This window comes from Variovorax sp. YR266 (genome assembly GCF_900107295.1).
Classification (GTDB): domain Bacteria; phylum Pseudomonadota; class Gammaproteobacteria; order Burkholderiales; family Burkholderiaceae_C; genus Variovorax.
Genome location: NZ_FNPM01000003.1, coordinates 185,885 through 200,655, shown reverse-complemented (window position 1 = coordinate 200,655; position 14,771 = coordinate 185,885). Strand labels below are relative to the sequence as shown.

10 protein-coding genes are annotated in these 14,771 nt (G+C 68.8%); 7 read left to right on the top strand and 3 right to left on the bottom strand.

Translation table 11 applies throughout. From position 1 onward, the window contains the following. Positions 1–109: 109 nt before the first annotated feature. The 3 genes from BLW48_RS10070 to BLW48_RS10060 all read left to right on the top strand — a co-directional run bounded on the left by BLW48_RS10070 (position 110) and on the right by BLW48_RS10060 (position 2,477). On the top strand, positions 110–967 hold the full coding sequence (locus tag BLW48_RS10070; protein WP_093055286.1) for a ferritin family protein: 858 nt from the start codon (positions 110–112) through the stop codon (positions 965–967). 80 nt (positions 968–1,047) lie between these two features. Next, entirely contained in the window at positions 1,048–1,929 is an 882-nt protein-coding gene (locus BLW48_RS10065) for an RNA polymerase sigma-70 factor (protein WP_093055288.1), read from the top strand. Between the two features lie 86 nt (positions 1,930–2,015). After that, the gene (locus BLW48_RS10060) at positions 2,016–2,477 is read left to right on the top strand and encodes a carboxymuconolactone decarboxylase family protein (protein WP_093174409.1); all 462 of its coding nucleotides are present in this window, start codon (positions 2,016–2,018) and stop codon (positions 2,475–2,477) included. A gap of 6 nt (positions 2,478–2,483) precedes the next feature. On the opposite strand, the gene BLW48_RS10055 is transcribed toward BLW48_RS10060, so the two are convergent. Together BLW48_RS10055 and glnE are read right to left on the bottom strand one after the other, a co-directional pair. Continuing rightward, positions 2,484–3,641 (bottom strand): septal ring lytic transglycosylase RlpA family protein, encoded by a 1,158-nt coding sequence (locus BLW48_RS10055; RefSeq protein ID WP_093174407.1) that lies wholly within the window; start codon positions 3,639–3,641, stop codon positions 2,484–2,486. Continuing rightward, a complete protein-coding gene (glnE, locus tag BLW48_RS10050; protein ID WP_093174405.1) occupies positions 3,634–6,429 on the bottom strand; it encodes a bifunctional [glutamate--ammonia ligase]-adenylyl-L-tyrosine phosphorylase/[glutamate--ammonia-ligase] adenylyltransferase in 2,796 nt (931 codons plus the stop codon). Before glnE ends, BLW48_RS10055 begins: the two co-directional genes overlap by 8 nt. A 25-nt stretch (positions 6,430–6,454) precedes the next feature. Between glnE and BLW48_RS10045 the strand changes: the two genes are divergently transcribed. Genes BLW48_RS10045 through BLW48_RS10030 form a run of 4 tightly spaced genes read left to right on the top strand, consistent with a single transcriptional unit; the run spans position 6,455 to position 14,161 of the window. After that, entirely contained in the window at positions 6,455–10,630 is a 4,176-nt protein-coding gene (locus BLW48_RS10045; protein WP_093174403.1) for a YhdP family protein, read from the top strand. Further along, positions 10,627–11,442 carry a carbon-nitrogen hydrolase family protein gene (locus tag BLW48_RS10040; protein WP_093174401.1) on the top strand — a complete coding sequence of 272 codons (816 nt, stop codon included), beginning with the start codon at positions 10,627–10,629 and terminating at the stop codon, positions 11,440–11,442. The genes BLW48_RS10045 and BLW48_RS10040 overlap by 4 nt, the downstream gene beginning before the upstream one ends. A gap of 2 nt (positions 11,443–11,444) precedes the next feature. Continuing rightward, positions 11,445–13,490, top strand: a complete 2,046-nt coding sequence (locus BLW48_RS10035; protein ID WP_093055300.1) for an ATP-binding protein — start codon at positions 11,445–11,447, stop codon at positions 13,488–13,490. A gap of 44 nt (positions 13,491–13,534) precedes the next feature. Then, positions 13,535–14,161: a response regulator transcription factor gene (locus BLW48_RS10030; RefSeq protein WP_093055302.1), complete on the top strand. Its 627-nt coding sequence runs from the start codon at positions 13,535–13,537 to the stop codon at positions 14,159–14,161. 4 nt (positions 14,162–14,165) lie between these two features. On the opposite strand, the gene BLW48_RS10025 is transcribed toward BLW48_RS10030, so the two are convergent. Then, a complete protein-coding gene (locus tag BLW48_RS10025; protein ID WP_093055304.1) occupies positions 14,166–14,729 on the bottom strand; it encodes an OmpA family protein in 564 nt (187 codons plus the stop codon). Positions 14,730–14,771: the final 42 nt, after the last annotated feature.

Here is a 14,771-nt window from a genome sequence, read left to right as displayed (position 1 = left end):
AGGGGTGTGTGCATCCGTGCCGCAACGGCGCACGTATTCGCATCATCGCGCGTCTGTCATGGTCGCGCCAAACTGGCCGACTAAAATCGGCGGCCATAGAAAGACATTGATGCTCTATCCGGAACTCTTCAGACAACTCGAATCCGTCCGCTGGGACATGGACAAGGACATTCCCTGGCAGTCGTTCGACGCTTCCTTGCTGTCGGAAGAGCAGGCGCAAACCATCAAGATGAATGCCATCACCGAGTGGGCGGCGTTGCCGGCCACCGAGATGTTCCTGCGCGACAACCGCCACGATAGCGATTTTTCCGCTTTCATGTCGATCTGGTTCTTCGAAGAGCAGAAGCACTCGCTGGTGCTCATGGAGTACCTGAAGCGCTTCAGCCCCAAGCACGCCCCCACCGAAGAAGAGCTGCACGAAGTGCGCTTCGACTTCGACCCGGCCCCGCCGCTCGAAACCCTCATGCTGCATTTCTGCGGCGAAATCCGCCTCAACCACTGGTACCGCCGTGCCGCCCAGTGGCACACCGAGCCGGTTATCAAGCACATCTACACCACGCTGAGCCAGGACGAAGCCCGCCACGGCGGCGCCTACCTGCGCTACATGAAGCGCGCGATGGAGAAGTTCGGCGACGAGGCCCGTGCCGCGTTCACCAAGGTCGGCGTCCTGATGGCCAGCGCGCGGCGCACGGCGCAGGCCCTGCACCCGACCAACCTGCACGTCAGCAAGGCGCACTTCCCGCGCGACACCATCCAGAGCCGCATGCCCGATCCGGACTGGCTCGAGCACTGGCTCGACAAGCAGATCAAGTTCGACGCCGTCTGGGAAACCAAGGTTGGCGAGCGCATCCTGCACAACCTGAGCCTGCTGATGAACCGCAGCTTCAAGACGGTCCAGGAACTGAACCGCTACCGCAAGGAACTGGCGGCCACCCTGGGTCCCAAGCCCGAATACCAGGGCGCATAAAGAAAAACGCCCCGCACGCCGGGGCGTTCTTTCTTGAAGGACCCGTGTCACAAACCGGGGACGCCAGCCGTCTAGCTCCCATGGACGACGCCACCCTCACCTTCGACCGCCACCGCCCTCGCCTGCAGGGCATCGCCTACCGCATGCTCGGCTCCATGGCCGAGGCAGAAGAGGTCGTGCAGGACGCCTGGCTACGTTGGCATGAAGCCGCCAAGGACACCTTCGACAGCGCCGAAGCCTGGCTCGTGACCGTGGTCACGCGCCTGTCGATCGACCGGCTGCGCGCCGCCAAGGTCCAGCGCGAGCACTACATCGGCGCCTGGATGCCCGAGCCCATGCTGACCGAGGCGCCCGACACGCCCGAGCAACTGCTGGAGCGCGCCGACAACATCTCCGTTGCCTTCCTCGCCGTGCTGGAGCGCCTCGCCCCCGAGGCCCGCGCCGCCTTCCTGCTGCGCGAGGTGTTCGACGCCGACTACGAAGAAGTCGCCCGCACCCTCGGCAAGAGCGAGGCCGCCTGCCGCCAGCTCGTGCACCGCGCCAAGGTCCAGGTGCAGGAAGGACGCCCGCGCTTCACCGTGCCGCGCGAAACCCACGAGCGCCTGTTGCGCGCCTTTGCCGACGCCGCCGCGCGCGGCAGCCTGCAGGACCTGAAGGCGTTGATGGCCGAGGACGTCGAACTCATCGGCGACGGTGGAGGCAAGGTGCAGACCTTCAGCAAGATCCTGCGCGGCAGCCAGCGCCTGGCGCAGCTGTACTACTCGCTGTGGCGCCGCATGGGGCCGGCGGTGCGCATGGAAATGGTCGACATCAATGGCGAGCCGGGCATGCTGCGTTTTCTCGACGGCGAACTCGAATCGGCCCAGACCTTCGAAATCGAGAACGACCGCATCGTGCGCATCCGCGCGCAGCGCAACCCCGACAAGCTGGCGCGCATCGCACAGCTTTTTTCTTCGAAATAGTTCGCGCGGCGTGTCACAGGGCGCATGGCTCGCCCGTCTTCAGTAGGTAGCAAGCAGATTTCATCGCAACCCACCTGGAGAAACCCATGAATACCACCGCACGCCTGAACTGGTTCAAGCTCGTCCCGAAGTCCTTCGAGGCCATCCTCGCCGTCAACACCACCATCGAGTCGAGCACGCTCGGCAAGACACTGGTCGACTTCGTCTTCGCCCGCGTCTCGCAGATCAACGGTTGCGCCTACTGCCTCGACATGCACGTGCGCGACCTGCGCAAGCAGGGCGAGGAGTGGCAGCGCATCAACAGCCTGCCCACCTGGCGCGAGGTGAGCTTCTTCAACGAGCGCGAACGCGCTGCTCTGGCCTGGGCCGAATCGCTCACGTGCCTGGCCGACGACCATGACGAACGCGAAGCAGAATTCGCCGCGCTGAAGGCCAATTTCAGCGACGTGGAAATTGCAGAACTCACCGTGGCAATCGCGCAGATCAACACCTGGAACCGCCTCAACGTCGGCATGCGCGTGCCGGTCGCGGTCAAGCCGCTGGCCTGAACGGGCTTACCTGCGCTCCACCACCATCGGCGAGATGCGCAGGCTCTCGCGCAACTGAGCGACCGCCTCGCCGGCCGCATTGCGCGAGGCAAAAGGCCCGGCCTGCAGCCGGTGCGTGCCGGCTTCGCTGAACACATGCAGCTGCGGCGCCAGCGAAGGCAGGCCGCGTGCGGCCTGGTTCAGCAGGCTCTGTGCACCATCGCGTTCGCGAAAGGCGCCGAGTTGCACCCAGAAGCCCGGCAGCGCCAAGGGCTGTGCAGCGCCGGCAGGTGGCTGTGACGCAGGCGCCGCCTGCAACGGGGCCAGGTCGCTCACCACGATGGCCTGCCGGGTCGGCGGAATGGAAGGCGGCGACTGTGCCGACTCCGGCTCGGCCCCCGGCGGCAGCGCCGCGGCCATCGGAGTCTGCGGCGTGACGGGCATCGTCGATGCCGGTGGTGGCATGTCGTCATTCACTGTCGCGACCGGCGCCACCCATTCGGCCGGCACCCGCACCTGCTGCGCGCTCGCCACACGCACCGGCGCCGCGCGCACAGGAGCAGGTGCTTCAGTCGCTGCATAAGCCGTCCCCGAGTCTCGCCGCCATGCACCCGTACGGATATCTTCGTTCGTGATCCGCTCGATCTCCACCGGCGCGACGCCGCGCAGCAGGTCGAGCTTGAGCGCGGCCGTGTAGCTCAGGTCGATGACGCGGCCGTCCACGAATGGGCCGCGGTCGTTCACGCGCACGATCACCTCGCGCCCGTTGGCCGGGTTGCGCACGCGCACATAGCTCGGCAGCGGCAGCGTCTTGTGCGCGGCCGTCATGGCGTACATGTCGTAGGGCTCGCCACTCGAGGTCGACGCCGCGTGGAACTTGCGGCCATACCAAGAGGCCAGTCCCGACTCGCGGAACGGCCGATCGTCGGTGAGCGGCGCATAGCCGCGACCCAGCACCGTGTACGGCTTGCTGGTGCCGCCGCTGGTGCGGATGGGCTCGATGCGGGGCTCGGCATCGGGCACGTTGGCGAGGTCCGGCGGAATGTTGGTGCCTGGCCCGTCGCGGCCGCTGGCTACGCCGCTGCCGCTGCGTGGACCGCTCGCACAACCGGCCAGAAGGACGGCGACAGCCACCGCGCACGCTGCCAGCGCGGTGGCGGCGGAGGAGCGAGCGCCGTCAGCCAAATACCGCCTTCCACAGCGCCAGCATGGCCTCGCGCTCAGGGGTCAGTGCGGGCGGGGTGACCTGCGTCGGTTCTTCGTTCAGGCGTGCGCGATGCTGCACGCGGCGCAGCTCGCGATAAGCCCGCGCCGCGCTGCGGCCCACGCCTTCGGGCAGCAGCCCCGCCAGTTCGGCGCGCAGCAGCAGCGCGATGTTGCCCACGTTCGGAATCAGCTCGGGATGCTCGCCCGACGACGACAGCACCAGAAACTGCACCGCGAACTCGGCATCGACCATGCCGCCAGGGCTGTGCTTCACGTCGAAGCGATCGGCCTTCACCGGCCGCGCGCCGCGCAGCTTCTCGCGCATCGCGATGATCTCGACCTTCAGCGCCTCGCGGTCGCGCGGCGACACGAGCACGGCCTCGCGCACCTGGTCGAAGCGCGCGCCCAGTTCGGCGCCGTGGTCTTCGCTGCCGAGCACGAAGCGCGCGCGCGTCATGGCTTGGTGCTCCCAGGTCCACGCGGTGTTGCTGCCTCGGCCGAGCTGGTATTTCTCGTAGGCCTCGAAGCTGGTGGTGAGCAGGCCCGAGTTGCCGTTTGGACGCAGGGCGGTGTCGATCTCGAACAGGTCGCCCTCGCGCGTCTTCACCGTGAGCCAGTTGATGAGCTTGCGCACGTAGGCTGCATAAACTTCGCCGGCGCGCTCGTCGTCATCGTCGTAGACGAACACGATGTCGAGGTCGCTGCCGTAGCCCAACTCTTTTCCTCCCAACTTGCCGTAGCCGATGATCGCGAACTGCGGCACCTCGCGGTGCCGGTTGCGCACGTGCGGCCAGCACCAGCGGGCGGTCACGCGCAGCGTGGTGTCGGCCAGTGCGCTCAGGTCGTCGGCCACCTGCTCGACGGTGATGCGGCCGTCCACGTCGCGTGCCAGAGTGCGGAACACCTCGGCGTGGTGCGCGTGGCGCAGCAGGTTCAGCAGGCGCTCTTCGTCGGCTTCCCCGGTGCGGGTAAGCGACGCGTGGCGCGCCTCGAGTTCGCGCTCGAACTCGGCGGCGACGAAGCGGCCCGACAGCATTTCGTCGCTCGCCAGTTCGTCGATCACGCCCGGGTGCTGCATCAGGTAGCGTGCCGGCCACTTGGCCGCGCCCAGCAGGCGCAGCAAGCGTTCCTGCACGGCCGGTCGTTCGACCAGCAGCGCGAGATAGCTCTCGCGGCGCATCAGCGGTTCGATCCAGTCGGCCCAGCGCATCGCGGCATCGACGTGGCGCGGCGTCTGCCCGGCGCCATCGCCGTCGGGCTCCTTGAGCCACTGGCCGGTGCGCTGCACCAGCTGGCGCAGCCGCCCGCGTGTTTCTTCGCGCAGGGCCAGCACGCGGGGCTGTTCGCACCAGTCGCGGATGCGCTCGGCAAACACCGGGGGCAGGTCGTCGAGCAGGTCGGCCAGGTCGGCGGGCGCGGCGGTCTTCTTGCCGCTGCACTTGCCGTTGCAGGGCTTCTCGCCGCCGAGCAGCTTGTCGAACTCCTGCGCGACGAACTCGCGGTGCGTGTCGAGCTGCGCCAGGAAAGGGCAGCACTCGGGATAGCCCAGGGTCTGGGCGATCCAGCGCAGGTCGTCGTCGGACACCGGCAGCACATGGGTCTGCTGGTCGTCGAGGTATTGAATACGGTGCTCCACGCGGCGCAAAAACTCATAGGCTGCGGCCAGCGCATCGGCCGTTTCCTGCGGCATGAGGTTGGCGCGCGCCAGGCGCTGCAGCGCATCGAGCGTGGGCCGCGTGCGCAGCTCGGGAAACTGGCCCCCGCGAACCACCTGCAGCAGCTGCACGGTGAACTCGATCTCGCGGATGCCGCCGCGCGACAGCTTCACGTCGTTCGCGCGCTCGGGCCGCCCGGCGCTGCGGCGCGCCGACTGCTCGCGGATCTGCCGGTGCAGCACGCGCAGCGAATCGAACACGCTGTAGTCGAGATAGCGACGGAACACAAAAGGGAGCACCGCGCCGCGCAATCCCTGGGCCTGGCCCGCGAGCACGATGTCGCGCGGTGCCACCACCCGGCTCTTCATCCAGGCGAAGCGCTCCCATTCGCGGCCCTGCACCTGGAAATACTCTTCGAGCGCATCGAGCGAGACCACGCTCGGGCCCGAGTTGCCGTTGGGCCGCAGAGCCAGGTCGACGCGGAACACGAAGCCGTGCTCGGTGGTGTCGCCCACCAGCGCATAGATGCGCTTCACGGCGCGCGCAAAGTACTCCTGGTTGGCCAGCCGGCCGCGCCCGTCGGCGTCGCCCTTGGTCTCGCCGTCCACGTCGTAGAGGTAGATCAGGTCGATGTCGCTCGACACGTTGAGCTCGCGCGCACCCAGCTTGCCCATGCCGACGATCCACAGCTGCGCGCGCTGGCCCTCGGGCCCGAGCGGGGCGCCGTGCACTGCGTCGAGTTCGTGGCATGCGTCCTGGCACGCAATATCGAGTGCCAGTTCGGCCAGCTCGGTGACGGCGGTGGTCACCACGGCCAGCGGCGCCTGCTCGTCGCAATCAAGCGTTACAAGCCGCTCCATCACAAGCTGCCGCACAATTCGCAGTGCATCGCCAACGCTGTCCCCACGTTGGCGCAATGCCTCGTAAGCCACCGTCATCGACTCGCGCCGCGGCGCACCAGGGGGAAGCAATGAAAGCTCGGCCGCATACCTGCGACGCAGGCGCTGCACGAAGCGTGAGTAAGAAGAGAGCGCGCTGCGCGTTGAAGTGGCTGGCAACTGGTTCACACTGATGCTGGTTTCCGTGGAACCCCTCTGAATGCTGGCGGTCATAATTCCCGACACAGCGCGATCCTCAATGAACGACACGGCGTCTACCCCTTCACGTCTGCTCAAAATCACCGCTGTGACGGCGCGCTGGCTGCTGGGTCTGTTGATCGCTGCATGGCTTCTGCTGGCGCTGTCAGTCGTTGTCCTACACGCGTGGATTGTGCCGCGAATCGGCGATTTTCGCGGCGCACTGGAGGCACAGGCTAGCAAGGCCATCGGCGTGCCGGTACGCATCGGATCGATCACCGCCCGCTCCGAAGGGCTTTTCCCGGCCTTCGAACTGCGCGACGTGGTGCTGCAGGATGCAGACAAGCGAGAGGCGCTGCGCCTCGTGCGCGTGGTGGCCAGCGTGTCGCCGCGCTCGCTCTGGCGGCTCAACTTCGAGCAGCTTTACGTGGAGGGCCCGGAGCTCGACGTGCGCCGCGACACTCAGGGAAAACTCCATGTGGCTGGATTGCACATGGCGACCGATACGACCGGAGAGACCCGCGGTGCCGACTGGTTTTTCGCCCAGCGCGAGCTGGTCATCGAAGGCGGCACCGTGCGCTGGACCGACGAGCAGCGCCAGGCCGAACCCCTGCTGCTGACCGACGTGCGCTTCGTTGCGCGCAACAGCGCCCGGCGCCATGGCCTGCGGCTCGACGCCACGCCGCCGGCCGGCTGGGGCCAGCGCTTCACCCTTCGCGGCCAGTTCCGCCAGCCGCTGCTGTCGATGCGCAGCGGCCACTGGCAGACCTGGGACGGCCAGCTCTATGCCGACCTGCCCTACATCGACGTCACCCGGCTCGGCCAGTACGTCTCGCTCGACGCCCGCATTCGCCAGGGCAACGGCGCGCTGCGCCTGTGGGCCGACGTCGACGACGGCCAGGTCGTCGGCGGCGCGGTCGACCTGGGGCTCGACAAGGTCGACGTCTCGCTCGACAAGGGCCTGCCGCCGCTGGTGCTGAACGCCGTCACCGGTCGTCTCGCGGGGCGGCTCTCCGAGGAAACGCTCGAGTTCTCGACCACTGCGCTGCAGTTCGACACCAGCGACGGCCTGCGCTGGCCCGGCGGCAACCTGTGGCTGCAGCACACGCCGAACAGGGGCCGCACGCCCGAGCACGGCGCGCTGCGCGCCGACCGCCTCGACCTGGCCGCGCTCGCCCTCATCGCCGACCGGCTGCCGCTGGGCGACGCCACGCACCGCGTGCTCGACGCCTACGCGCCGCGCGGCCTCGTCGAGCACGTCGACCTGAACTGGCAGGGCTCGCTGGGCGCGCCCAGCCGCTACCAGGCCAAGGGCCGCGTCAGCGGCCTGCGCATCGCCTCGCAGCCCGGCGCGGCGGATGAGGCTGCGGGCCCACCCGCGGCGGCGGCCTCGGCACCGTCGGCGACCACCGCTGCGGCCACCCCGCCCAGGGTCCATGCGGGCACCCCCGGCCTGAGCGGGGCCACGATCGACTTCGACGCCACCCACACCGGCGGCACCGCCACGCTCGCCATTGCAAAGGGCACGCTCGAATTCCCGGGCGTGTTCGAGGAGCCTGTCATTCCCATCGACCGGCTCTCGACCCAACTGCAATGGAAGCTCGACAACGGCAACGCGCAGCTGCAGATGTCGAAGCTGAGCTTCGCCAACGCCGACGCCGAGGGCGACGCCCAGGCCAGCTGGCGCACCAGCGACCCGGCCACATCGAGCAGCAAGGCCCGCTTTCCCGGCGTGCTCGACCTGCAGGGCAAGCTGACCCGCGCCGACGGCACGCGCGTGTTCCGCTACCTGCCGCTCGACATTCCCCAGCACACGCGCGACTACGTGCGCGAAGCCGTCACCAAGGGCGTTGCCAGCAGCGTCGACTTCCGCGTGCGCGGCGACCTGCACGACATGCCGTTCAAAGATCCGAAGCAGGGCGACTTCCGCATCGCGGCCAAGGTGGCGGACGTCAACTACGCCTACGCGCCGCCGTCCGTCGCAGCGCCGTCGCGCAACGGCGTGCCCGCCCCGGTGTGGCCCCCGCTCACCGGCCTTTCGGGTGAGCTGGTGTTCGAGCGCGACGGCATGCTGGTGCGCAACGCGCGCGGTCGCCTGGTCGGCGCCGCCGGCGTGGAGGTGACCAAGGGCGAAGCGCAGATCCCCGAGCTGTCGCACCATGCGCAAGTGCTGCGCGTCGATGTACAGGCCAAGGGCCCGCTCGGCGAGGTGCTGCGCGCGGGTGCGCCGCTAGCCGGCGAAACCGGCGAGATCATGCGCACCGCGCGCGCCACCGGCTCGGCCGACTACAAGCTGCACCTCGAACTGCCCCTTGCGGCCATGGAAAACGCAAAAGTGCAGGCCTCGGTCGTGCTGGCCGACAACGAACTGCAGGTCGTGCCCGAGGCGCCTTCGTTCACGCAGGCTAAGGGCACCGTCAGCTTCACCGAAACCGGCTTCTCGCTGGCCGGCGTGCAGGCCAGGCTGCTGGGCGGTGACATCCGTGTCGAGGGCAAGGGCCGCTTCAGCGGCCCCAACCGCGAAGTCGCCCTGAAGGCACAGGGCACGGCCACCGCCGAGGGCCTGCGCGGCGCGCGCGAGATCGACTGGCTCGCCCGCCTCGCGAAGAACTCGACCGGCAGCACGCCCTACGCGGCCACCTTCTCGGTGCGCGACGGCACACCCGAGTTCTCGCTCACCAGCAGCCTGCAGGGCCTGGCGCTGCAACTGCCGCCACCGCTCGTGAAGACCGCCGAAGAGCAGATGCCGCTGCGCATCGAGAAGAAGGTGCTCGCGCGCGAAACCCGCCAGGGCACGAGCGTTGCCACGCAGGACCAGCTCTCGCTCGACCTCGGCCGCGTCGGCGCCGTCCAGTACGTGCGCGATCTCGTCGGCAACGAGGCGCGCGTGCAGCGCGGCAGCATCGGCGTCGGCCTCGCGCAGGGCGAGACGGCCAGCCTGCCCGACAAGGGCGTGTTCGCGAACATCAACGTCGCCAAGCTCGACATGGCCGCATGGCAGGCGCTGATCGGCGACGCCGCCAGCACCGGCACCGAGGCCGCGGAGCGGGCCGATGATCCATCGCAGGCCTACCTGCCAACACGCATCGCGGTGCGCGCGCAGCAGCTCGGCATTGCGGGCCGCACGCTGCACAACGTGGTGCTCGGCGGCACGCGTGAAGGCACCGTCTGGCGCGCCAACATCGACGCCACCGAACTCAGCGGCTACGCCGAATACCGCCACACGCAGGCCGGGCGCCTCTACGCGCGGCTCGCACGGCTGAAGATCGCGCCGGCCGAGGCCACGCAGGTCGAGGCCCTGCTCGACGAGCAGCCCGGCACCCTGCCGGCCCTGGACATCGTGATCGACGACTTCGAGCTGCTCGGCAAGCGCCTGGGCCGGGCCGAGATCGACGCCGTCAACCGCGGCGGCGCGGGCCGCGAATGGGCGCTCAACAAGCTGGTCTTCACCATGCCCGAGGCCAGCTTCGCGGCCAAGGGCAGCTGGGCCGCGGTGCCCGGCGCCGCGGCCGGCCAGCGCCGCACCGCCATGACCTTCAAGCTCGACATCGCCGATGCCGGCGAACTGCTCACGCGCTTCGGCATGCCGGGCGTGCTTGCGCGCGGCCGCGGGCGGCTCGAAGGCGACGTCAACTGGCGCGGCTCGCCGTTCTCGCTCGACTACCCGAGCCTGGGCGGGCAACTGCAGGTCGACGTGGAGCAAGGCCAGTTCCTCAAGGCCGACCCGGGCCTGGCCAAGCTGCTCGGCGTGCTGAGCCTGCAGGCGCTGCCGAGGCGGCTCACGCTCGACTTCCGCGACGTCTTCAGCCAGGGCTTCGCCTTCGACTTCATCCGCGGCGACGCGAAGATCAACAAGGGCATTGCCAGCACCAACAACCTGCAGATGAAGGGCGTCAACGCCGCCGCGCTGATGGACGGCTCGGCCGACATCGTGCGCGAGACGCAGAACCTGCGCGTGGTGGTGGTGCCCGAGATCAATGCCGGTACGGCCGCGCTCGTGGCCACCGCCATCAACCCCGCCATCGGCCTGGGCACATTCCTGGCCCAATGGGTGCTGAGCAAGCCGCTCGCGGCGGCCGCCACGCAGGAGTTCCACGTCGAGGGCACCTGGGCCGACCCCAAAATAGCGAAGGTGCCGCGCACCCTGCAGCTGTTGCCACAGAGCATTCCGAACATCCCCGGCCTGCCGGGCTCGTCGACGGCAGACGAAGGCAAGAAAACGGAGATCACGCAATGAAAGTCGCAGCCATCCAGATGGTGTCGGCCATCGCCCGCGAAGCCAATCTGGCGCGCGCCCACGACCTGCTCGCGCAGGCTGCTGCGGCCGGTGCCGAACTGGCGGTGCTGCCCGAGTACTTCTGCATGATGGGCGCGCGAGACACCGACAAGCTCGGCCTGCGCGAGACCGCCGGCGCGGGCGCGGTGCAGGGCTTCCTGGCCGACGCGGCGCGCGAGTTCGGCCTGTGGATCGTCGGCGGCACGCTGCCCATCGAGAGCACCGACGCCGAGCACGTGTTCAACAGCTCGCTGGCCTTCTCGCCCGAAGGCCGGTGCGTGGCGCGCTACGACAAGATCCATCTCTTTTTCTTCGACAACGGCACCGAGCGCTACGACGAGCGCCGCGTCATCGCGCCGGGCAAGGAGCCCGTGGTGTTCGACCTGCCCTCGCGAGACGGCCACAGCTGGCGCGTGGGCATGAGCGTGTGCTACGACCTGCGCTTTCCCGAGCTGTACCGCGCGCTCGCCAAACAGGGCGCCGACCTGCTGCTGGTGCCTAGTGCCTTCACGCGCACCACCGGCGCCGCGCACTGGGAGGTGCTGCTGCGCGCCCGCGCCATCGAGAACCTGGCCTGGGTGGTTGCGCCCGCGCAGGGTGGCACGCACGAGAACGGCCGTCACACCTGGGGCCAGTCGCTGGTGATCGACCCCTGGGGCACGGTGGTGGCGCAGCAGGCCAGCGAAGAGGGCGTGGTGCTGTTCGACATCGACGCTGCGCAGGTCGAGCGCACGCGAACGCAACTGCCCGTGCTCTCGCACTGCGTTCTCTAGCAATGTCCGATGCGCTGCTGACCGTCGCACCGCAGCGGTGGGCGCTGCTGGCGTACGCGCGGCTGCGCTCGCTGTGGCAGCGCTGGTTCTTGTGGCTGCTGCTGGCGGTGCTGGTGTCGGTGCTGCTGGTCACGGTGGTGTGGCTCGCGGGGCGGCACGAGGTCGAGCAGGTGCAGGCGGCGCTCGACCGCGACACCGCCGATGCGGTCTCCGACCTGCGCAGCGGCTTCCAGCGCAATGCGCAGAGCCTGCGCGCCACGCAGGCTCCGGGCGTCGACCGCGCGCAGTGGTCCGAGGTGGCGGCCGCGCTGCTGCGCGAGCATCGCGAATGGCTGCGGCTCGAATGGCGCGATGCCGCGCTGCGCCCGCAGCAGGCCGTCAACACGCCCTATCGCATGCGCATCCTCGACGAGGAGAGCCGCGGGGCCGAGCAGTCCGACGTGACGCTAGCCTGCGCCGCCGCGCGCAAGCTCGGCGCGCCGGCCTATTCGCCGAGCCACTACGTGCCGATTGCCGGCGGCGGCGGCATCGAAGTGATGGAGCTGTGCGTGCCCATCGATGCCGGGGGCTATCTCGTGGCCAGTTACTCGCTGCGCGACGCGCTGATCGAACTGGTCGGCCCCACGCTCACGCGCGGCCAGGAAGTGGCCTTCACCGAGGCCGACGGCACGCGGCTGGTAGCGCTCGGCACCTCGCGGCGCACCGGCACGCGCGTGTTCACCTCGCAGCAGCTCATCGACCTGCCGGGCACTGCGTTGATGCTGCGTGTCGACGGCTGGCGCGCCGCGCCCGACCTGTTCCCGAACATGCTCACGGCGCTGGTCACGGCGATTTCCATCGCGCTGGTGTCGGTGCTGGTGCTGCTCGCGCGCGACACGCGCCGCCGCCTGCGCGCCGAGCGCGACCTGGCCGATGCGCTCGCCTTCCGCAAGGCGATGGAAGACTCGGTCATCACCGGCCTGCGTGCGCGAGATTTGCAGGGCCGCATCACCTACGTGAACCCGGCCTTCTGCGAGATGGTCGGTTTCAGCCCCGAGGAGCTCATGGCCGACAACGCCGATGCGCCCTACTGGCCCACCGAGCTGGCGCACGAGTACCAGCAGCGGCAGGCGCGGCGCCTTGCGGGCGGCATGCCGCCGCGCGAAGGCTTTGAGTCGGTCTTCATGCGCAAGGACGGCACGCGCTTTCCGGTGCTGATCTTCGAGGCGCCGCTGATCAACGCGCACAAGGTGCAGACCGGCTGGATGAGCGCGTTCATCGATGTGAGCGAGCAGCGCCGCATCGAGGAGCTTTCGCGTGCCAGCCAGGAGCGACTGCAGGCGAGCGCGCGGCTTGCAACGGTGGGCGAGATGGCCTCGCTGCTGAGCCACGAGCTCACGCAGCCGCTGGCCGCCATCGCCAGCTACGCGAGCGGTTCGCTCAACCTGCTCGGGCCGCATGCCAAGGGCGACCAGGGCGAGGTCGCGATGGCGGTGAGGCGCATTGCCGAGCAGGCCGACCGCGCGGGCCAGGTCATTCGCAGCGTGCACGACTTCGTGCGCCGGCGTGACCGCACGCGCGAGGCCGTGGCGCCGCAGGCGCTGATCGATGCGGTGCTGCCGCTGGTGCGGCTGCAGGCGCGCAAGCTCGGCGTGATCATCGAGGTGGTGCTGGAAGACCGCCTGCCCGCGGCCATGTGCGACCGCACGCTGGTCGAGCAGGTGCTGCTGAACCTCGCGCGCAATGCGATGCAGGCCATGGACGGCCCCGACAATGTCGGCAGCCGCGTGCTGCGGCTGCGTGTGGCGCGCGCCAACGCGGTGGGCGCCGCGGTGCAAGAAGACGGGCGGCGCTGGCTCGAGTTCTCGGTGGCCGACCTGGGCAGCGGCATCAGCGAGGAAGTTGCCGAGCGGCTCTTCACGCCCTTTTTCACCACGCGCGCCGATGGCATGGGGCTTGGCCTCAGCCTGTGCCGCACGGTGGTGGAGCAACATGGCGGGGCGCTGGTGTTCGAGCCGAACAAGCCGCGCGGCACCGTGTTCAGATTCACGCTGCCGGCCGCGGGCTGACGGCGTTTCAATCAATCAAACAATCTTCTGCTGGATCTCACCGCATGCAACCGCTGATCGATGGCTTGATCTTTATCGTGGACGACGACGCCAGCGTGCGCGAGGCGCTGGCCTGGCTGCTGCGCTCGCGGCGCCTGGCCAGCGAGCACTTCGCAAGCGCCGAGGCCTTCGAGCAGTTTCTCGACCAGGGCCCGTTGCCCGAACAGCCGCTGTGCCTGTTGCTCGACGTGCGCATGCCCGGCACCAGCGGACTGGTGCTGTTCGACCGGCTGGCCGAGCGCGGCCTGCTGCCCTCGATGCCGGTGATCTTCCTGACGGGCCATGCCGACGTGCCGACGGCCGTCGACGCGGTCAAGCGCGGTGCTTTCGATTTCTGCGAGAAGCCGTTCTCGGACAACGCGCTGGTCGACCGGATCGAGCATGCGTTGAATGCGTCGCTTCAGGCGCTGGAGGTGCAGCGCGTGCGGCGCGGGCTGGCCGAGCGCATCGGCGAACTGACCGACCGCGAGCGCGACGTGATGCGGCTGGTGATCGAGGGCCTGCCCAACAAGCTCATCGCCGACCAGCTTGCGATCAGCGTGCGCACGGTGGAAGTGCACCGCGCGCGCGTGTTCGACAAGATGGAAGTGAAGTCGGCCGTCGAATTGGCCAACCGACTTCGGGATCTCTAGAAGATCAGACCTTTTCCGCGACGAAGATTTCGACGCGGCGGTTCTGGGCGCGGCCTGCTGCCGTGCCGTTGTCGGCCAGAGGCTCGCGCGAGCCGCGGCCGTCGGTGGTGATGGCCGTGGTCGACACGCCGCGGCCCACCAGGTGATTGCGCACGCTGTCAGCGCGGCTCACCGAGAGGCGTTCGTTGCCTTCTTCGCTGCCCGTGTTGTCGGTGTGGCCGACCACGCGCACGCTGGCGGCGGTGGCGTTCTTCAGGCCGTCGGCCACCTTGTCGAGCACCTGCGCCAGGTTGCGCTTGACGTTGGCGCGGCCGGTGTCGAACGACAGCTCGTTCGGGATCACCACATGCAGCTGGTTGTCGGCGGTCTGTTCGATCACCGCGCCCGTGCCCTTGGTCGAGGCTTCCAGGTCGGTCTTCAGTGCGGCCAGGCGGGCCGTCCAGCTGTTGGCTGGCGCAGCCGGTGCAGCAGCCGGAGCGGCGGCTGCCGGCGGCGGCGACTGCGAAGCGCAGCCCGCAATAAAAAGCAAAGCGGCCGCAGCCGCACTAGCAACAACAAACTTCCTCATGAATTTCCCTCTCTATGGACCAATGGAACGGTAGTGGTGGGA

Coding starts and splice junctions, on each gene's coding strand:
- BLW48_RS10070 (WP_093055286.1), top strand. CDS start 110: ATGCTCTATCCGGAACTCTTCAGACAACTCGAATCCGTCCGCTGGGAC.
- BLW48_RS10065 (WP_093055288.1), top strand. CDS start 1,048: ATGGACGACGCCACCCTCACCTTCGACCGCCACCGCCCTCGCCTGCAG.
- BLW48_RS10060 (WP_093174409.1), top strand. CDS start 2,016: ATGAATACCACCGCACGCCTGAACTGGTTCAAGCTCGTCCCGAAGTCC.
- glnE (WP_093174405.1), bottom strand. CDS start 6,429: ATGACCGCCAGCATTCAGAGGGGTTCCACGGAAACCAGCATCAGTGTG.
- BLW48_RS10045 (WP_093174403.1), top strand. CDS start 6,455: ATGAACGACACGGCGTCTACCCCTTCACGTCTGCTCAAAATCACCGCT.
- BLW48_RS10040 (WP_093174401.1), top strand. CDS start 10,627: ATGAAAGTCGCAGCCATCCAGATGGTGTCGGCCATCGCCCGCGAAGCC.
- BLW48_RS10035 (WP_093055300.1), top strand. CDS start 11,445: ATGTCCGATGCGCTGCTGACCGTCGCACCGCAGCGGTGGGCGCTGCTG.
- BLW48_RS10030 (WP_093055302.1), top strand. CDS start 13,535: ATGCAACCGCTGATCGATGGCTTGATCTTTATCGTGGACGACGACGCC.
- BLW48_RS10025 (WP_093055304.1), bottom strand. CDS start 14,729: ATGAGGAAGTTTGTTGTTGCTAGTGCGGCTGCGGCCGCTTTGCTTTTT.